Origin of the sequence: Oceanobacillus sp. FSL K6-0127, assembly GCF_037983385.1 — a bacterium.
GTDB lineage: Bacteria > Bacillota > Bacilli > Bacillales > Amphibacillaceae > Oceanobacillus > Oceanobacillus profundus.
In genome coordinates, this window is the sequence record NZ_CP150287.1 from 3793932 (window position 1) to 3814441 (window position 20510).

Consider the following 20510-nt stretch of genomic DNA (forward strand, 5'->3'; position numbering starts at 1 on the left):
TTTAATATACACGCAACAGAAAACGCCTGCGGATTATTTATTGTCTCCACAGGCGTTCCTTTAATCATTTATTTATTTTCGTAAATTGTATCCTTTTTAAACCTTGAACCCTTAAATGCGTATTTCGAAATAATAATATAAGAAATACCTGCAACAATAAAGCCGATTATCCATGCTAGATCAACAAATGAGAAGGCTGCAGCTGCACCGATTAACATCGCAGTAAATGCTGCTGGGTTCGAGCCTGCAAATTGTCCACCTTTTTCATATAATTTCTTTATATCCACTTTTTGTTTTCTTAATAGGTAGTATTCAACTAATAGAATAGCAACTAAAGGTCCTAAAAATGCTGAATAAATAAGTACAAACATGTCGAGACCTTTTGCGGAAGAGTCTTGTACTAATAACCAAGGGAATGAAACCATTCCTAAAAGTCCAGTTATAATTACAGCAATTTTATAATCTAATTTTGTAAACAATTGAATTACATAGGTTGGTGATACAATATTCGCAACCATATTAACAGCAACCGATCCAAATACGATAAAAGCAGATATAAAGATCGTAATAAACGTATTATCAATTAATGCTGGTAATGCTCTTGCCGGGTTTGTGAATCCAGTTGCAGTCGCAAGCATTGCACCAACTACAATTACCGAACCATATGAAATAGCAATTGGCAAGAAGTAAAATAGCCCACGTTTTTTATCACTAATCCCTGATTTAAGTTCTCTTGAATAATCAGCAGCGCTTAAGAAAATCGCAGCATAGTTACCCATAAATACCATAATAAATCCAAAGAATGGAAGTCCCCATGATCCTTCTGCACGTACCCAGCTATCTGCGATAACAGCACTATGATCTTTCAGAAGTACTACAGCTACAAACGCTATAATTAGCATAAGCACCACAGATGCCACCGTTTCAACCCATTTAATTGCATGGAATCCAAACATAGAAAGCACAATTTGTAAAGATTGTAATATGATAAAACAAATTGCAACGTTATCGATCGAACCGCCTGAGGCAATCTTAACAATTTCATTTAAAGCCGTTGCCCCGATCCAGCTTTGAATACCATACCAGATAACTGCCGGTACTCCTCGTAGTAGTGAGGATATTATTGTACCTTTTTCACCGAAAGACATTCTAAGTTGTACAACGTAAGGTATTCCTGTTCGATAACCAAGTCTGTCATTTAATGCAAATATTATTGAAATAATTCCAATCGCTACCAAAGCTGCAGCAAAAGTTTGAACAGCATTTAATGTTGCCACACCAAGTACGATGATACTAGCACCTAGTGTCATATTACCCATGTTAACCCCGTCACCGACCCACATCGACATATAGCCAAATGGACCTAACGTCCTATCTTTTTCAGTATTCGGCTTTAATGAATCGTTTTCGTGACTCTGTAAATTCTTTTTATCATCAACAGTCAGTGTATCATTTTTTGTAGACATACTGGCTTTCAACCCCTTTTCATCAATCTATCTATTTTATAATTGTTAAGTCATCAAGTAGTTTATGATAACTCTTAAGCCCTTTTGATTATAAGCGCTTCCAGGTATAATGTCATTGTTCATAACGTACAAACTAAATCGTTTTTTATTATATAAAACCGACATAAAATATTGTGATTATGCTATTTTTGCTAATTTGTCTCTTCTTTTTATCACATTTGCACAAAATAACGACTTATTACATAAGAACCAGTTGGGTAAATAGCACTGAAAATTCGCTCTGCTAACTAATGCTTGCGTAAAAATTGATGGGTTATTCTGTATTTATTTCCCTTCATTCGGGTGCTCATCGCCCCTATGAGTTACCGTTTCCCTTTTGTTTCTCTTCATTTGGGTGCTCATCGCCCCTATGAGTTACCGTTTCTCTTTTGTTTCTCTTCATTCGGGTGCTCATCGCCACTATGAGTTACCGTTTCTCTTTTATTTCTCTTCATTTGGGTGCTCATCGCCCCTATAAGTTACCGTTTCTCTTTTATTTCTCTTCATTCGGGGGCTCATCGCCACTATGAGTTACCGTTTCTCTTTTATTTCTCTTCATTTGGGTGCTCATCGCTCCCATGAGTTACCGTTTCTCTTTTATTTCTCTTCATTCGGGTGCTCATAACCCCCATGAGTTACCGTTTCTCTTTTATTTCTCTTCATTCGGGTGCTCATCGCCCCTATGAGTTACCGTTTCTCTTTTATTTCTCTTCATTCGGGTGCTCATCATCTATATTTTGCGTATTAAACAAAAATATATTATAGGATCGATAAATTTGGTCATATTTTCGCGGAAACATTGTATTTTTAAGTAAATAAAAAAACGGAATCAGATGAGTAACCTCTGATTCCGTACAATATCTATTAATTTCATCCATGTTAGTCGACTTTATCCCATGATATTAGATTTTCTAAAATTAATGCAAGTGTAATACCAACGATTAAGCCATTACTTAATAATGGACGAATGATTTCCGGTAATGAATTAAAATAATATGCCGGCATTGTCATAATGATGATACCTACAAGTAATGGAATCGCAGAACGATAAACATTTCTTGTATTCCATTTAACAAGCCTAAAGAAGTTCCTAGATGAAATAACAATCTGCAAATAAGATACAAATAAAACCGCACTACCAATACTTAATGGAAGCGTCGAGAAAAATGCTCCAACTGCAGGAATAATACCCATCATGAAGAACAGAAATCCACCAATAAGAAATGGTATCCTTTTAATGATTCCAGTTTGGTTTAGAAAACCAATCGATGACACATACGGTGAATATGGAACAAGCCCAAACATACCAGCAAAACCTGTCACAAATCCTGTGATTGTAAACGAATTACGGTATTGTTTGTTCGTTGCTTCTTTTCCATACATACTGTCAGTTCCTTTAAGTGCACCAAATGTATTAGCCGTATTTAACAAGCCGGTTAAAACAACCGTTAAAATAATACCAATATCCCATGCTGGTGCTCCAAACGGAAATAATTCAAAACTGAATGCCTTTGCTTGGGCACCTGCTACAGATTCTGTTTTGAAAATAATTGCATATGCAATCCAACCAATAATTATTCCAATTAATAAACCATACTTTCGAATTTCTAATGAACCCTTAATACTAATAATAATAACGATAAGTGCAATTACAATTGATAGTATGGAAATAGCTGGATCAATATAAACCTCGCCCTCAACATTCCCAAAAGGAATACCTAACATTCCTTTCAGAAAGATTCCAACCAATTGACATGCAAATAAAAACATAAAAACACCCATTACACCTGGGTTAAAAAGCTTGGCAAGTATTGGCCCAACTCCAGTTATACCAATCAAAATTGTTAGAACACCGGAAATGATAATACCAACCGTTAAACTACCACCTAGTACATCTAATGGCATTCCTTGTGCTACAGCAGTATTAACAAGTGTAAGGATAACTCCCCACCATAGCCCTGACTGCCCTTCCATAATTGCACGATGGTGACCAAGCAATGCTTGAATGATACATGCGAGCCCTGTCACAATGAAGGATAATTGAAGCATTGAAACAATTGTTTCTTGCGATAATTCAAATGCAGCTCCAACTGTTATCGGTATGACAACAATATTTGTAAAAATAAAAAAGAGCCATTGTAAGCCCGATACCCAGTTACTAGATTTTAGCAACTCTTTCATATTAACACCAACCTATAATAATATATTAACGTAATATTTCCATATGGATATTCCATATGTTCGTTCTTTCAAGCCAGTTACCCGACTTCAAAACAGAAGGCAAAAACGAAAAAGCATGTTAGTCAACGAGTCCAATTTTCATCCCCAATAACACACCAATTATTGTGTCTGTTCCAGATGTATGTCCTATAGCCCTCATTTCCTCTAAAACAGCTGATAAACTTGACTCCTGTTCTGTAAGCAAAGCCGAACAAAACTGAATTAAATGGGAATGATATTTATGCTGCGCTGCATAATAGAGGTATTCATAACCTACTTGTGTTGTACGTTGCAAACCATATTGTGTCACGTACCCTTTAAGCTGTAAATGGAAGCGATTCGATGTTCCCTGCAAAACAGAAAGACTTGCACATATCCCAGTAAGAAGATCGTCACCACTTGGTGTAAGACCTAATCCTCTACCAATCCAATAATCAAAGACATTTTGAACATCCGGACCGTAACAATTCTTCACAACACAATCCAACTCATCAAACTTGCGAAACAGCGATTGATTTTCATCTGTAATTTTCCTCGATAAAAGATAATCGATAATATATTCCTTTTCTTCAACTGTCTGAGCTAATCCTGTTTGCCAAGATTCATGACGTAGTTTGGAAATTATCCAATCTAGATTGCGCTGAATACTTGTAGTATTAAACGATTGTTCAGACAGCAGATGATTTGTTCGGACCACCTGATTTAATGAAAGGAGATGTTTGTTTCCAATAATTAACTGCTTGTTAAAAGCATCCCATTGAACCGGTAGATTTCCTTTGATTTGTCTCGTTAGCAGTTGTGCATTCATGTGCTCCACCCCAATACCAAATGGGGCTACACCATTCTCTACGGAACCAATATGAATCATTCTTTCACCAAAAATCAAATTAAAGCTATTATTAAAAACGCTGTGAACGGTGCCATTTGAATGGTCATTAAGAATCTGGAAAACGATTTTACTTGTAGCGTTTGCTTCCCAGCTAGTTAACGAATTTCCACCTCGGATGGCCTTCTTATTAAAATCGTTCATGAATTAGTACCTCAAATCCTTCATTAAATTATCCGTAATTAACCGCTACCTATCTATTTTACACAAATCAATTAAAAATATCATTGTTTAAAATGACTAAAAGCCCTTTGCTTTTTTATTTACTTTAACCTTAAATAAGTATATAATTACAATGTATTTCACTTCATGGAAACAGCACGAAATAGAACAAATGCACAAGGGATGGTATTAAAGTGAAAACGTTAAATAATTTATTTATTTTAGAAGCAATGAAGGACTGTACCGTTATCGCTGGTCATCGCGGATTAACAAAAAACGTACAATCTGTCAATATTTCCGATACACCTGATGTTATTCAGTTTTTAGATAATAACCATTTATTACTTACTTCAGGATATGCCTTTAAAGACGATGCACAAGAACTCTGTAAACTAATTAGACAAATGCATGACTTAAATTGTACTGGCATCGTCATCAAGATCAATCGTTTTCTAAAGGAACTACCGGAAGAGGTTAAACTCCTAGCCAATGAATTAGCATTTCCTATCATCGACCTTCCAACAGACCTAACTTTAGGTGAATTATCCCGTCACATATTGAATTACTTAAATGATGATAAAGCAGAACAGCTTTATTATGCACTACATGTCCAAAAACAGTTTTCCGATATGATGTTTAAGGAGTATAGTTTAAATTCTCTTGTCGAGCAACTGGGGCATTTTCTAGATCGTCCTGTCATGCTATTGAATCATAGAGGAGAAAAAATCGCCCATAGTCATGATTTCCGAAAAGAATCCATGCAGACTGTGGAGGAAGAAATCGTTCATGCAATAAAAAGTGATTTACCGCGTGGACGGCAGGGGGGCACATTTAAAATCTCCACTGGTGAAGGGATATCGATTGCTACCTTTCCAGTACAGACAAAGAGGCAGCATAACAGTATGCTCGTCATGCTCGATGCATCTACTTTACCATATCCTTCATCACAAATGGCAATTGAACAAGCTGGTAATGTTATCTCATTTACGATTATAAAAGAACAAGCAATTGAGGAAAATACTCGATTATTGAAAAACAACTTTTTTGCAGACCTAATTGAAAGACGAATACACTCCAATGAGGAAATTTTAAGCCGCACACATTACTATGGCCTCGATGATAAACTGGATACGATTAGTATTATTTGTACAATTGATCCAGATGGTGATAACTATGAGGCATTGCAATTATATGAAAAAAAAATAGCTGAGCTTCATAATAGCATCTATGACCAGCTGGAAGACGAAATTGTAAATAATGATATGGATGCCATTTTATTTACAAAGGAAAAATATTTCGTCATGCTCTTACAATTTTCCAATTATAATGAAACAGAAATCAATCGCGTAACTGAATTTGTTGAAAATGTGCAAAGGAATTTACAAGATGGAAATCTCACAATTTCATTTGGCATTAGTAATTTAGTTCAATCACCCATTGATATTCCAAACGCATACTACGAAGCAGTGGATGCAATTATGAATGGCTATGATTTAAATAAGTCTGGCTTTATTAATTTTTACCGAACAAGAGAAATTGACGAATTGTTAACAACCTTGCCTCGAAAGGATTTAAAGGCTTTATACGAAAACACATTAAAAACACTCGCTTACCCAAATACGAAAGAGGAAATTGATTTAGTAAAAACCATGGAGACGTATTTGGACTGCCAATGTGAAATATCTGAAACATCCAGAAGATTATACGTTCATCGAAATACAGTGAAGTATCGGATTGAAAAGATGGAAGAGTTGCTTGGCTGTTCCTTCCGAGATCCAACAGATTCACTTCGAATTCGAGTTGCTTTACTAATCGGAACAATTTTGGAAAGCGAAGAATAGGTTAGAAAACTAGGCATTCACCAACCTTTCGGTGAATGCCTTCGTTGCATTTATGCCACATTTATGCAAATAGCTAGGTTTTTTACTTTCTTATTTTCCTAAAACAAAAGCAAGAAGGAAAGTATTCCTTCTTGCTTTTGTTTTACTTCAAAAAACTATAAAATTTGTTGTTACTTAGTTGCCAAAATAGCCTTAAAATCGAACTTACTCTTTATAAGCCAATTCGTACAGTGCACCCATTAATGCTTTTACACCCTCAGCTAAGTCTGCTGGCTCTGTATATTCAGCAGGGTTGTGACTTATTCCATCACGACTTGGAACGAAAATCATTGCAGTCGGAATCTTAGGAGCAAAGATTTGGGAATCATGACCCGCACCGCTGTGCATTAATTTATAATTTAAGCCATTTTCTTCGCATTGCTTAATCATTAGATCAACGATATTCTTATCCATTGGCACTGGATCTTCATCCATCCACATGTCAATATTTAAGCCTACTTGGTGCTCTTGTGCTAAACGATTTAGTATTTCATATACTTCTTCTGTAAACTGAACTAAAGCGTCTTTCTCCGTATGTCTGATATCTAGTGTAAACAATGTATTTCCTGGAACAACATTGACAACATTAGGTGTTACTTCAATTTTACCAACAGTTGCTACTAATGGATCCCCATGCTTTCTTGCAGTAGTAATTATTTCGGATACCATTTGACTCGTAGCGAAAACTGTATCTTTACGGTAGCCCATTGGTGTTGTACCTGCATGGTTTGCTTGGCCGCTGATTTCAATATTGAATCGACGTTGACCAACGATACTGTGAACGACACCAACTGATTTTTCTTCCGTTTCTAATACATTTCCTTGCTCATTATGAATCTCAACAAATGCTTTAAAATCTTCACGCATTCCTTTTGTATCATCTCTGAAGTCAAATCCAGCCTTATGCATCGCTTCTACAAATGGAACACCATCAAAATCCGTAATGTTTCTTACATCATCGTTTTTGGCGATTCCGACAATGTTTTTTGAACCCCAGAATGAGTAAGGGAAACGGCTTCCTTCTTCTTCAGCCATTGAGACGACCTCAATATTACGTAAAGGCTGTCCATATTTTGCTTTTAGATGTTTGATCGCTATGAAAGCTGCTACGATACCAAATTGTCCATCATAATATCCGCCGTTTCCAACAGTGTCTACGTGAGAACCTGATAGGATAGTTTCATTTGGATATTTAGACCCTTTCAATGTACCAAATAAGTTTCCGATTTCGTCAAAATGTACATCTAAGCCTTCATCCAGCATTTCTTTCTCTAAATACTTTTGTGCAGCAACCCATTCCTCTGTGTAAAGAAAGCGTGATACTCCGCCTGCAGGATCCTTGCCATGTGATCCTAGCGTTTCTAGCATATCTGTTAACTCTTTACTTAACTCAGTCATATTACATTTCCTTTCTATCACACACTATCTTTGTAAAAGATAGCGTTAAAATATAATTTCTATTAGCTCTATAACTTATTATACCTATCTCTAGCTACTGTTTCTATGCCATTTATGATAAAAAAATAAATCATTTTTATCCATATTAAACAATAACAAAATACAAATACAAAGCTTCAAAAGAAAGAAGCTGGAACGAAGTGTTTTTATCACCTTAAATTCAGACGTGATTGATGCAAACACTTCGATTTGAAAAATACCTTACGCATATTTCCTACACAAAGTTTATGCATTGTTCACAAATTAAACACCCTGGTTATGTTCCAATCTCTTTCCTTTATATGGTAGCTCGTTCAGCCTGTGTATTGAATCGATTGGGCAATGACTAATGCAATAATCGCGATTCCTGAAAAGATGAAAAACAGCGGCAAGAAGAATTTTACCCATTTTTGCCAAGCAACACCCGCAATTGCTAAAGCAGCCATAAAGTATCCTGATGTTGGATAAAGAATATGTGCAAATCCATCTCCGAGCTGGAAGGCAAGTACTGCCGTTTGTCTCGTCACACCGATAAGATCAGCTAAAGGTCCCATGATCGGCATTGTTACTAGTGCTTGTCCACTGCCAGACGGAATGATAAAGTTTATGGTTAATTGAACGAGGTACATTCCAACTGCACCGAAAACAGCAGGAAAATCGCCAACTACCGATCCTAAGCTATAGACAATTGTATCCATAATATGACCATCTTCTAGCGCGACCGAAACCCCACGAGCTAAGCCCATGATAATAGCTCCCATTAATACATCCCGGAAACCTTCTGTAAATCCTTCTGATATTTCTGTTGAGTTTAGTCCTGAAATTAAACCTACAATAATACCCATGAAGACAAATAGTCCAGCCATCTCGACCATGAACCAGCCATGATTAAGTACGCCATAGACTAAGATTCCCATAAATAGGAGCGCTGCAAAAGATGCATACTTTTGTCTCGCTGTCATTGTCCTAACTTCTAATTTATCCTGGTGTTGATATTGCTTTCTTTTCTCTACATCATCTTCATAGACAAAACTATTTAACGGATTGTTTTTAACTTTTTTAGCGTAGCGCATGATGTAAAGTGAGGCAACTGCTACCGTTAGAACAAAAATAATGATGCGAAAGCTCATCCCTGAAAACAGCGGAACACCGACAATTTGCTGTGATAATCCTACATTCACTGGATTAAGTACTCCCGCAGTAAAACCAACTACTGACCCAATTAAAGCAATAGCTGCCGCAACAATAGAGTCATATCCCAACGCAATCATCAGTGGCATGATGACAGGAATATACACAAGTGTTAATTCTGGTGTACCAATTAATGTAGCAACGATTGCAAAAACAGTTGTAAGTACAGGAATGATCAAAATACTTTTATTAGCAAAACGATTTGCTAAGCGATCAACTACTATTTCAATGATGCCTGTTTTTTTCAGCACCATGAACATTCCACCAATCATAAATGTGAAAAATATAATTTCTCCAGCTTCAATTAAGCCTCTTGGGATGATTGTCAAGAAGTCAACAATCCCTACAGGTGATGATTCAATTTGTGTAAAAGACTCTGGATTCACTGTTTCCCTTCCGTCCGGTCCTGGCACCCGCTCAAATTCACCTGCCGGTACGAAATAGGTAGCGATTGCAGCAAGTGCACTAAAAATGAATAAGATTACATAAATATGAGGCAATTGAAATTTTTTCTTTTTCTCTGTTTTCTCCATTCTTGTCCCATCCTTTATTATTAACTTGTACAGAAAACAAGTGAAACTACTGACATGCATTTATGTAAAATACCCCTTATTGCTCACACTGCCATGTGAACAATTTAGAAATCCTCTAACTATATGCTATGTTGTATCCGCTCCCAACTCTGTACTGCATTTCATTGTAAAATTAATTGAATTACATGTAAATGTCGATTACAACTAAATTTATTAAGTATATTGTTCATACTAACCAACTTATATTCATCTTTTATGTACTCTAAATAGCCAATTGTTCAATTTGTACTGCAGCTGAGAAGAATTTAATAGTGTGATTTGCGATTTGTCCAATAAGATAAGGGATCAAGCTCTTATTAAACTCAACTATTTTCTATGCAAAGATAACAATTGCCTTTTTTAATCTCTATCTATTAGGGTGATTTATTCCTCATTATTTTAAACATAATGTGCTGTCAGGATGAAGTAACTTTCAAAATATGCAATTTATACAAAAGGTGTCCTTCCTAAGAAGGACACCTTTTGTAATGCAAATCATATTAGTTATTCACAGTCATCAGCTTACCAATTGGTTCGCCTACAATGCCTTGTTCTAAATCATAAACAACATTTCCGCGTACAATCGTTTTCGTTACACGACAGTCAATGTTTCTTCCTTCATAAGCACTATGCTTATTTTTATAATAAAGGTCTTCTCTGTTTAGCGTGTAAGAGCTGTTTGGATCAACTAGAATGATATCTGCATCCTTGGAAACTGCAATTTCACCTTTATTTGGTAAATTAAAACGCTCCGCTGGAGTTGTTGCGATTAAATCCACAAATTTTTGCACGGGTAACCCGCGTTTTTTAACAGCTAGATCAAACATAATATCTACATTATTTTGTGCACCACTGATTCCGCCCCATGCATCGAAAATATTTCCTTGTTTAAGGTCTTCTGTACATGGAGAATGATCGGAGGTTAACCAATCGATATTGCCTGCCATCAGCTCATCCCATAATCTTGCTTGGTCTTTTGCTTTTCTCAATGGCGGTTGGCATTTAGCTCTTGGTCCAATTTCTTCTACATCTTCTGCAGTAAGTGCAAAATAATGTGTACATGATTCAACTGTTACATCGACACCATCTCTGCGTGCTTCACGGATTTTCTGAATTGCTTCAGAAGTACTAATGTGCACAAAATGCAGTTTGCATCCAGTTTCTTTCGCAAACAATAATGCACGCTGAACTGCTTCAACTTCCGTAAAAATTGGACGTGAATCAACATAATCCATTGCTGTTGTTCTGCCTTCACGCACCATTTCATCTGCCAGTTTCGCAGTAATCGTTGGGTTTTCAGCATGAATACATAGAATTTGATCCAATTCAGCTAATTTTTGCATGCCTTTATACAATGCATAGTCATCAACATTAACAAAGTCGCCAGGAACTTCTGCAGTTATTGCAGACATAAAGCATTTGAATGCTGGAACGCCTGCATCTACTAATTCTTCCAGCTGATCGATGTTTTCTGGAACAAGTCCACCATAGAATGCATAATCGACATAGTTCTGACTTTTAGCAGCTTCTAGCTTCAAGTCTAATGTTTCTTTATTGATGGTTGCTGGAATAGCATTAAGCGGCATTTCAACATAGCTTGTTGTTCCACCTGCTGCAAGTGCTTTAGAACCTGTTTCAAAGCCTTCCCACTCTGTACGGCCAGGTTCACTAATATGCACATGTGTATCAATCATTCCCGGCATAACATATTGACCTTTTGCATCAATTACTTCATTTGCTTGCTCTGTAATTTCCTCTGCAATGCTAGCAATTTTTCCATTTTTAATTCCGATATCCACATTATAGACACCATCACGAAGTACAACATTTCCATTTTTAATTACTGCATCAAATCCCATTTGAATACCCCTTTTCTAATTGAATGTTTATATAGTGAAGCTTCATTAAGTGGAGATTTCCTTACCTCTCCCACTTAAATTAGTTGAACAGAATCCGGAATTTACGGGCTGTTCCCTTACACTCAGAGGTGAAGGATTACAGCCAGTTAATGCTGGATAAAGATTTATTTCTCTACTATCTCTCCATTTGTAAATACAACTTCTCCATTTACTATTGTTGTTTTTACATTTCCTTTAAATGTTTTACCAACATATGGAGAATGCTTGTGACGATATTTTAAATCTTCTGCTTTCAGTACAAACTCTTCATTAAGATCAACAAGTGTTATATCCGCATCGAAACCAGCAGCAATTGTACCTTTTGTTTCTAATCCGAATAGTTCTGCTGGGTTTGTTGATGTTAATGCAACAATTTTTTCTAATGGAAGGTTACGTTTGAAATAACCTTCTGTTAGCATAATATTCAACGTAGATTGAGCTCCGGAGATTCCGCCCCATCCTTCAAAATAGTTATCCGTAATTGTTTTCATGGATGCTGGTGCTGGAGAATGGTCAGAAGCAATGACATTGATTTCTCCTGCTGCTACTGAAGCCCATAGATCTTCTACTTCATCCTCATCTCGAAGTGGTGGAGCACATTTTGCTATTGCTCCTTTTTCTTCTAAGTCTTTTACAGTTAAGGATAAATAATGTGGACATGTTTCAACTGTAATATCAACGCCTCTTTGTTTCGCATCATTGATTACTGCTACAACTTTACGGCTGCTTGCATGCACAATATGAAGCTTACATCCAGTTGCTTCTGCATAAGAAATAATTCTTCTAACCGCTTCGATTTCTGAAATAATTGGTCTTGATTCAACAAAGTCTCTGGCAGTTGTTTTTCCTTGCTCTTGTTTTTCTGCTGCTAATTGGTCACATATTACCATGCTTTCCGCGTGAACAGCTAGCAGAGAACCTAGTGATGCAATTTCTTTCATCCCTTTAAAAATGGATTCATCATCTACATTATTAAAGTCAGCAATTCCACTTGGTGACATAAACGCCTTGAATCCAATAACACCGTTTTCATGAAGATCTTTTAAATCAGCGATGTTTTCAGGAACTAATCCACCCCAGTAGTATGGATTGACAATTGATTTCTCTTCAGCTCGTTCTTTTTTCAAATCTAGGTTTGCTTTGTTAATAGTAGGCGGTGTACTGTTTAATGGCATATCAAAGAATGATGTTGCGCCTCCAGCAGCTAGGCTTCGACTTCCTGTTTCTAGTCCTTCCCACTCTGTTCTTCCGGGTTCGTTAAAATGTACATGTGAGTCAATTAAGCCAGGTAAGATATGTAATCCTTCTGCATTGATTTCTTTCACAGCAGTTCCTTCGATAGCCTTATCATTGGAAACCTCAACTATTTTTCCTTCTTTAACTGCTATATCTCCTGAAACAATTGAATCTGCCGTTACAATCTTTCCATTTCTAATAATGAGATCAAATGTTGTCATCTGATAATTCCCCTTTCCTGTTTCACTTGCTTCATGAAGTTAAACCTTTATCTAATACCAATTCTATTGGTTAGATACAATTTGTTTTAGCAGTAAAGAAATAGTTGCCTACATCTTTACTGCTTTTATATGGTAGGCCTTCCTTTATTAAATGGACGTACCAAATTGAACAACTTATTACAGTTATGCGCCTTTTTTATTTAACTCTTGAAACTGCTCTTTTTTTTTAGAAAGCTCCAATAGTATATAAATTACAATAGCAGATACAATTCCCACAAACCACGAGATATCATAAAGGGCTTTAAAGAACGGTACAAACTGACCAATCAAACTCAGAACAGCACCGATAATCGTAGCTACAATCGCATTCACATTATACCCGTTTTTATAATTATACTTACCATTTTTAGAGTATAACTCGTTTATATCAATCTTCTTCTTTGAAACAATGAAGTAGTGTGCAAGCATTACCCCAGTAATTGGTGCTAATAAACCAGCAACAATGTTTAAAAATGTAAAAATACTTGTAGAATTTTCCATTAGCTTCCACGGCATAATAAGAATTCCGAGGATTGCAGCTAACGTTGCAGCTGATTTAAAGGTAAAGAGCTTCGGAAAAAGTGATGCAATTTGGTAGCCTGCAGGAACAATATTTCCGGTTACGTTAACAGACAAAGTTGTTAAACATAGTGTTAATACAGAAATAGCAATAGCAAATGTTCCATCAAAACGAGCAACCACATCAAGTACATTCCAAATTGGTGTTCCAAATGCAATTTCTGAACCAACAATAATCGAAATACTTGCAACTGCAAAAAGCAGGTAAGTTACAACTAATCCTAAAGTTTGACCGACTGCTTGATGTTTAGGCGTTTTGGCTAATCTTGTAAAGTCAGATACACTAACCATCGGTGCAGCCCAGGCTGCAATTATTGCAGTAACAGCAGCTAAAAAGACAATAATACTATTCCCTTCAAATCCAGCATTTGTATAGGAAAGAATTGGTCCGATTCCACCAGCCAAGTTAATTGCCCAAATCGCCATTCCACCAAATACAATATAAATTAATGGGGAAAGAATATTTGTAAACTTCCCTAAGATATCCATTCCACCATAAATTAATGCTACATTAAACGCCCAAAAAATAAGGAATGAAATAAGAGCTGGCAATGTCAGTCCGAAGAAACTCCAGTCTCCGCCTAGTGTTAAATAGCCTGGCCACAGCTTGCCTATTAGTATGGATAGTGCCTGGCTTCCTGCAAATGTTTGAAAACCAAACCACATAATTGCTGCGATAACCCCCCTGATTACACCGGGAAATAGGGCTCCTTTATTTCCATATGATGAACGAATCAACATAGCAAATGGTAAACCATATTTTGAACCAGCATGGCCATTAAATACGAGCACAGCTGCTATAATAAGTGCTGCCACCATAATTGCCGAAAAAACCTGCCCAACAGATAATCCAATAGCAAAAAGACCACCTATTGCAATATAGTTTGGAATATTATGCACACTACCCATCCAAACAGTAAAGAAATTTCCTGTATTCCATGTTCTATCCTTATCTTGTGACGGTAGAACATCATCACTGAAACCAGCTGCTTTAAGCTGGTCTCGTTTCAAGCTTTCCAAAAAAAAATCTCCTTTCACGATCAACAACGAATCCACACTACTTGTCCAAGCATAGGTCTTATTGTAATCATTTTACTCGAAAATAATTACGCCAATAGTAAAAGGAGAAATAGTGCAAATTAGTAGGATGTTTCACAAATAAAGCTGAAGGTATATGTTATGTAACCTCATGTTTTGTATCTTCACATATATTACTAAGATGGAAGACGTCCACCTGATTCGCTTGAATTAAGTATATAACAGATGATTATTCAGGTCTTTATATTGAGTAAACAAAATAGTTAACTATTGTTGTATAACTTGATTCCTGAATTGTTCAAAGTAAACAACGAGTTGTTATTAATTAACATAAATACGTCAGCATAGTTTTGAAAACGGTATAGATAAAACCCTTATAAAGAACAAAAGCGCAAGCGCCCGTTTAGCGACGTACGGACTGGACTGAGCCGCAGGAGATAAAGGAAACACGGCGACCGTAGGAAGCCGATGTTGACTTATCGTACGGAGGTGAGGGAAGTCTCGCTAGTCGTTGGGCGCTGGAGCTGGACGTCGCTGTTCCGGTAACTAAGTTATCCACAGCATTCAAATTTTATAGTTTCCTGGTGTATGAAATAATGTATTCAAACACAAAAAGTCCCATTGACTATGCTACGATTGAAATACTTAACCAAGTTTACTCAATCACCCACCCGACAAGGAGGACATAGTCAATGAGACAATTTAATGGTAAACAAGGATTAAGGAGAAGTCAATTCGCAAAAGAAATTCGTGGTAGTAATTTAGAAAAAGTTTTGATTGTTCCTATCGATGTTTCAAAAGTTCTTCAGAAAGCAATGATTTTAAATTATTTTGGTGAATCAATAGAGTCCGCATTCTCTTTTATGGTCAGCCAAACAGGTATGAAAGTTCTTATTGATAATATTGAGAAAGCTAAGAGTTCTCTTCAAACAGATAAGGTATTCATCGGTATTGAAGCAACTGGCCATTACTATGAAGATATTGTACGTATTCTGATGGATCAAGGGTATTCTGTTCACATTATTAACCCAGCCTCAACCCATGAAGAAAGAAAGCAACATCTAACGTACACAAAAACAGATGATATTGACTTGTATTTAATTGCCGAAGCTTTAATTGGTAATAAAGCTACAAATTCCAAATTAAATACAGGTATTTACAAGGAACTTCAGCTAATCACAAGGGCAAGGAGAAGCGAAATAGAAAAACGTTCTCGTATTAAAGTCGAGATTCGCAGCTACCATGATCAGATTTGGAGAGAATTTCAGGGTTACAGCACACTAGTTGACGGCAAGCTGAAAACAAAAAAGATTTTTAGTGATTTTTGGGGCAAAGGAAGTGTTCATATCCTAACACATTACCCCCATGCTTCTCAGATACTAGATCTAGGAGAAATTGGTTTACGCCAATTGTCTAAAAAACATAATTTAAAGATTAGAAAGGCAACAATTGAAGCATTATTATTAGCCGCAAAAGAAAGTGTGTCAAAACCATTAGACGAACTCTCAACCGAAGTATTTCTCTTAAGACAAAAATTAAAAGATTATCAATATCACACAAGAAACATCGAAAGTTATGAAAAAGAAATAGAACGATTATTTATTCAAACCAATGGAATATTACTTCTAACTATTCCAGGGATTGGCCTAGTTACAGCTGCCGAACTCTTTTGTGAGATGGGTGACCTCTCTTACTTCACTAGTGCTAGCCAACTTATTAAAAAGGCAGGAACGAATCCTGTTATCAAACAATCTGGACCCGGAAAGGGATACGCAGGCCGCATTTCTAAGCAGGGGAATGCAAATCTAAGAAGAGCTGTTTACAATGTCGGAAAAAGTCTAACGGTTCATAATGAGGTTCTAAAGCCCTTCGCAACCAGGTTAAAAGAGAAAGGCAAAAAAGCTGGAGCCATATACATCGCCATGGGTAATAAGCTCTTAAAAATTGCGTTTCCAATGCTTACTAAAGGTGAACCTTTTAAATGGGACAACCCAGAATATAATTACAAACAAGAGGTATTTAAGAAGCTGACAATGCCGTTAGCATCATAAACAGAACAACATAAATAGGCTTCACTTTCTTGGTTCGAGTGGAGATCGGATCTAGTTTCCTGAGGCACTTTTGACCTCGATGCATAGCCTTATCCCGCTCGACCTGTAAATGCGAATTAGTACGTTATTTATCTATTTTGTACTCAATGCCAGATTGCATCAATGCAGATTGAAAAATCGAGTGATAACCCATTTCAGAATCAAGAAAATGAAGCCTGTTTCATAATAAACTTGGTTAAATGCTACTTGTAAAAAATTCAAATTACGGTAGGTGTATTAGAGTAACCCTAAAACTCGAAAAAAGTATTTGACATTGTACGCTAAGCAATAAAGAAAAAGTCACGCATTGCCTATCATTCCGATAGATGCAGTGACTTTTAAATCTATCTTTTACTTTGCAAATGGATCCTTGTTTCCATAGGAATCATTATGAACAACGTCAGACTCAAGATATTCATAAATATCATCAACAATTTCAATGCCTTTTTCCATATATGCAGCTTCTCGCTGTGCACTTCGTTGACCAGGATAAGACACCTGTTCAAACCCTGGAGCTGGTTTAATATTGTTTAAATCAGTCATTGTTGTCGTAATATGTTGCTTAAATGTTTCTAGATTTGTAAAGTATTCTGGGTTAATTACGATGTGTAATTGCCCTAGATTTCTTCCCTCACTTAAATCATGGTACATGGATGATACTTTGTTTCCAAAAGGAAGACCTAATAATATTCCAGAAAGTACATCGACCATCATCATCAAACCATACCCTTTTGGTCCTGCAATAGGCAGCAATGCGTTGACACTAAATGGATCTGTTGTTGCTTCTCCGTTTTTATCTACTGCCCATGTATCTGGAATGCTTTCATTTTTAGAACGAGCATGCAATATCTTGCCCCATGCTTGTACTGTTGTTGCCATATCAAATGTGATGATGTCGTCTTCACCTGGTGCAGCAAAAGCAATTGGGTTTGTACCATAGTAAGGTTCTGCTCCCCCAAAAGGCACTACCATTGGATCTGATTGGCAGACAGAAATTCCGATAAGGTTTTCCTTAGCTGCTTGCTGTACAAAGTAAGATAATGCGCCACTATGGCTTATTTTTCTTACTCCTACAACAGCTACCCCATTTTCTTTTGCCATTGCAATCGCTTCATCCATTGCTATTTTTGCTGCAACATGCCCTGCCCCGTTGTCGCCATCAAACAAAGCTGTAGTTGGCCCTGTCTTTTCAAACTTGAAATCAGGGTTTGTATTAATTCCACCTTTGGCAATGCGCTCTGCGTAATATTCAACACGCATCGCACCATGTGAATGAACACCTCTTGCATCCGCGTGAACTAAAACGTCAGCAACACCGTCAGCATGTTCTGCTGTTAAACCAGCCTTGTTAAGCTTGTTTTTTATTAGATTCTTCAATTCATCTCTCGTTACTCGCAAAATATCACCCCTAATGATTTATTGTAAATATAGCAACTTTTAAATGAACCACACATGTAAGGAAATAAAAACTATTCCACAGGTAATTTGTCTCATAAAATCGAGTAGGGTAAGTTTTCCCTACTGAAAACTCACCCAATCGTATGAAATAGTATAGCTATAAACTAGTATGAATCGAAACAGCAGCCTATTTATTCTGCAAATGGGTCTTGATTATCATATGCATTGTTGTGAATAACATCAGAAGCTAAATATTCATAGATATCATCGACAATTTCAATACCTTTTTCTTCGTATTCCTTTTGAATGAATTCAAGGTTTTGTCCTGGATAGAATACTTGGTCAAATCCTGGAGCAGGTTTAATCCCGTTCAAATCAGTCATTGTTTGTGCAATATTTTCTTTAAATGAATCTAAGCCAGTAAATACCGCTGGATTAATCACGATATGTAACTGCCCTAAATCTCTGCCTTCACTTAAATCATGATACATAGAAGACACTTTATTACCGAATGGCAAACCTAATAACACGCCTGAAAGTACATCTACCATCATCATGAGGCCATAGCCTTTTGGTCCGGCAACCGGCAATAACGCTCGTACCTTGTGTGGGTCTGTTGTTGGCTCACCATTTTCATCAACTGCCCATGTATCAGGAATGCTTTCATTTTTAGAACGAGCATGCAGAATTTTACCCCATGCTTGTACAGTCGTTGCCATATCAAAGCTAATTAACTTACCATCTTTTCCTGGAACTGCGAATGCAATTGGGTTTGTACCATAATAAGCTTCAGCTCCACCAAATGGTACAACCATTGGATCTGATTGACATACAGAAAGAGCGATAAGATCTTGTTTTGCAGCATACTCTGTGAAATAAGATAATGCTCCACTATGTCCCATTTTCTTAACACCTACGACAGCAACACCGCTCTCTTTCGCAATGCTGATTGCTTCATCCATTGCAAGCTTTGCTGCAACATGTCCAGCTCCATTATCGCCATGGAAAATAGCTGAACTCGGTCCGGTTTTTTCGACTTTAAAGTCTGGATTAGCAGTAATTCCGCCTTTAGCAATTCGCTCTGCATAATATTCTACACGCATTGCACCGTGAGAATGGATACCTTTTGCGTCTGCAAATACAAGTACATCTGCCACTTGTTCCGCATGTTCTTCTGATAATCCTGCTTTGTGAATTTTATTTTTAATTAAATCCGTTAATTCCTGTTTTGTTAGTCTCACTTTATACACCTCTTGGCTTTCCTATGGAATTTCCTTCACGAAAAATTGTTGCACATATACAGGCAAAGGTAAAAGGCAAAATGCCTTTTACCTTTTCAGTAATGCTTTTGAACTTATAAATCGTGTTCCGTTCTTACAGTTCTTCGTCACGATTACAATCTTTAGAATACAAGTAAACAAGTGGTTCTCTGCCTACTGCGTATGTTGCTTGCAAGCAGTATGGAGCCATGTAAATGTAATCTTCTTTTTTAACTGTTTGCCATTTATTATCCAAGTTGTATACACCTTCACCAGATAATAAATATGCACCATGCTGTTGTACATGTGTTTCAATAAATGGATGGCTACCAGCCGGATCAAATGTTAGAATATGGAAGTTCATATCAAATGCAATATCCGTTGGAAGTAAGTCTTTAAGACGCATATTGTGCATGCCATCATAATCGATCTCTTCTAAATCATTTGTGTTTCCAGAAACAACCCAAGGTTTCTTACCTTCTAAAGGTTTATGTTTTTGTTTGTAAAGAAATAGTTTAGAATCTCCGTCTTGTAAGTTCTCCAAGTACATGGTTACAGATGGAGGACAGTATAAGTAGCCACCTGATTCAAGAATAAATTCTTCATCATCGGCTTTAGCTTTTACTTTACCATCTAAAACACATACAAATGTTTCAATGTTATCTTGTCCACCGAAACCTGCTGTATTTTTACCACCTTCATGGAAAGTTAAAATATAATCAACAAAAGTTGCACCTAATTTAGGTGATCCTAAAATAGTCATGGTGCAATTTTCAAATCCAGGTACTACGTTGTTTACTCTTCCTTCTGGAGGAATTACCGCGTATTTCCCTGGTTCAATAACTGCTCTGCTTGATAAAAGATCTGTTGGATATCCCATTTAAAATCGCTCCTTTAAT

Annotated in this window: 13 protein-coding genes; 2 read left to right on the plus strand and 11 right to left on the minus strand. The window is 36.7% G+C overall.

Annotation, left to right across the window (positions count from 1 at the left end):
* Positions 1–68: 68 nt before the first annotated feature.
* From MHH64_RS18590 to MHH64_RS18600, 3 genes are all read right to left on the minus strand, one after another.
* Positions 69–1466 carry an NCS1 family transporter gene (locus tag MHH64_RS18590; protein ID WP_340002179.1) on the minus strand — a complete coding sequence of 466 codons (1398 nt, stop codon included), beginning with the start codon at positions 1464–1466 and terminating at the stop codon, positions 69–71.
* A gap of 918 nt (positions 1467–2384) precedes the next feature.
* Complete coding sequence (locus tag MHH64_RS18595) at positions 2385–3686, minus strand: uracil/xanthine transporter (protein ID WP_340002180.1); 1302 nt, start codon at positions 3684–3686, stop codon at positions 2385–2387.
* A 118-nt stretch (positions 3687–3804) separates the two neighbouring features.
* Positions 3805–4755: a DUF2877 domain-containing protein gene (locus MHH64_RS18600; RefSeq protein ID WP_340002181.1), complete on the minus strand. Its 951-nt coding sequence runs from the start codon at positions 4753–4755 to the stop codon at positions 3805–3807.
* 212 nt (positions 4756–4967) lie between these two features.
* On the opposite strand from MHH64_RS18600, the gene MHH64_RS18605 reads away from it, so the two are divergent.
* Positions 4968–6614: a PucR family transcriptional regulator gene (locus MHH64_RS18605; RefSeq protein WP_095313185.1), complete on the plus strand. Its 1647-nt coding sequence runs from the start codon at positions 4968–4970 to the stop codon at positions 6612–6614.
* Between the two features lie 204 nt (positions 6615–6818).
* Here the strand turns inward: MHH64_RS18605 and allC are convergent, their stop codons facing one another.
* The 5 genes from allC to ncs1 form a co-directional block, all read right to left on the minus strand.
* Entirely contained in the window at positions 6819–8051 is a 1233-nt protein-coding gene (gene allC, locus MHH64_RS18610; protein WP_340002182.1) for an allantoate deiminase, read from the minus strand.
* Between the two features lie 353 nt (positions 8052–8404).
* Positions 8405–9814, minus strand: a complete 1410-nt coding sequence (locus MHH64_RS18615; protein WP_095313189.1) for a TIGR00366 family protein — start codon at positions 9812–9814, stop codon at positions 8405–8407.
* Positions 9815–10353: 539 nt separating this feature from the next.
* Positions 10354–11712 carry an allantoinase AllB gene (gene allB / locus MHH64_RS18620; protein WP_340002183.1) on the minus strand — a complete coding sequence of 453 codons (1359 nt, stop codon included), beginning with the start codon at positions 11710–11712 and terminating at the stop codon, positions 10354–10356.
* A gap of 164 nt (positions 11713–11876) precedes the next feature.
* Positions 11877–13208 carry an allantoinase gene (locus MHH64_RS18625; RefSeq protein WP_340002184.1) on the minus strand — a complete coding sequence of 444 codons (1332 nt, stop codon included), beginning with the start codon at positions 13206–13208 and terminating at the stop codon, positions 11877–11879.
* A 183-nt stretch (positions 13209–13391) separates the two neighbouring features.
* Positions 13392–14846, minus strand: a complete 1455-nt coding sequence (gene ncs1 / locus MHH64_RS18630; protein ID WP_340002185.1) for an NCS1 family nucleobase:cation symporter — start codon at positions 14844–14846, stop codon at positions 13392–13394.
* Positions 14847–15556: 710 nt separating this feature from the next.
* Here ncs1 and MHH64_RS18635 point away from each other — a divergent pair.
* The gene (locus tag MHH64_RS18635; RefSeq protein WP_095314505.1) at positions 15557–16915 is read left to right on the plus strand and encodes an IS110 family transposase; all 1359 of its coding nucleotides are present in this window, start codon (positions 15557–15559) and stop codon (positions 16913–16915) included.
* 390 nt (positions 16916–17305) lie between these two features.
* Here the strand turns inward: MHH64_RS18635 and allD (MHH64_RS18640) are convergent, their stop codons facing one another.
* From allD (MHH64_RS18640) to allE, 3 genes are all read right to left on the minus strand, one after another.
* Entirely contained in the window at positions 17306–18352 is a 1047-nt protein-coding gene (gene allD / locus MHH64_RS18640; RefSeq protein WP_340002186.1) for an ureidoglycolate dehydrogenase, read from the minus strand.
* 191 nt (positions 18353–18543) lie between these two features.
* A complete protein-coding gene (gene allD / locus MHH64_RS18645; protein WP_095313199.1) occupies positions 18544–19593 on the minus strand; it encodes an ureidoglycolate dehydrogenase in 1050 nt (349 codons plus the stop codon).
* A gap of 133 nt (positions 19594–19726) precedes the next feature.
* Positions 19727–20491: a (S)-ureidoglycine aminohydrolase gene (gene allE, locus MHH64_RS18650; protein ID WP_118889833.1), complete on the minus strand. Its 765-nt coding sequence runs from the start codon at positions 20489–20491 to the stop codon at positions 19727–19729.
* Between the last annotated feature and the right edge of the window lie 19 nt (positions 20492–20510).

Coding starts and splice junctions, on each gene's coding strand:
- allE (WP_118889833.1), bottom strand. CDS start 20,491: ATGGGATATCCAACAGATCTTTTATCAAGCAGAGCAGTTATTGAACCA.
- MHH64_RS18635 (WP_095314505.1), top strand. CDS start 15,557: ATGAGACAATTTAATGGTAAACAAGGATTAAGGAGAAGTCAATTCGCA.
- MHH64_RS18615 (WP_095313189.1), bottom strand. CDS start 9,814: ATGGAGAAAACAGAGAAAAAGAAAAAATTTCAATTGCCTCATATTTAT.
- MHH64_RS18595 (WP_340002180.1), bottom strand. CDS start 3,686: ATGAAAGAGTTGCTAAAATCTAGTAACTGGGTATCGGGCTTACAATGG.
- MHH64_RS18590 (WP_340002179.1), bottom strand. CDS start 1,466: ATGTCTACAAAAAATGATACACTGACTGTTGATGATAAAAAGAATTTA.
- MHH64_RS18625 (WP_340002184.1), bottom strand. CDS start 13,208: ATGACAACATTTGATCTCATTATTAGAAATGGAAAGATTGTAACGGCA.
- MHH64_RS18600 (WP_340002181.1), bottom strand. CDS start 4,755: ATGAACGATTTTAATAAGAAGGCCATCCGAGGTGGAAATTCGTTAACT.
- allC (WP_340002182.1), bottom strand. CDS start 8,051: ATGACTGAGTTAAGTAAAGAGTTAACAGATATGCTAGAAACGCTAGGA.
- allB (WP_340002183.1), bottom strand. CDS start 11,712: ATGGGATTTGATGCAGTAATTAAAAATGGAAATGTTGTACTTCGTGAT.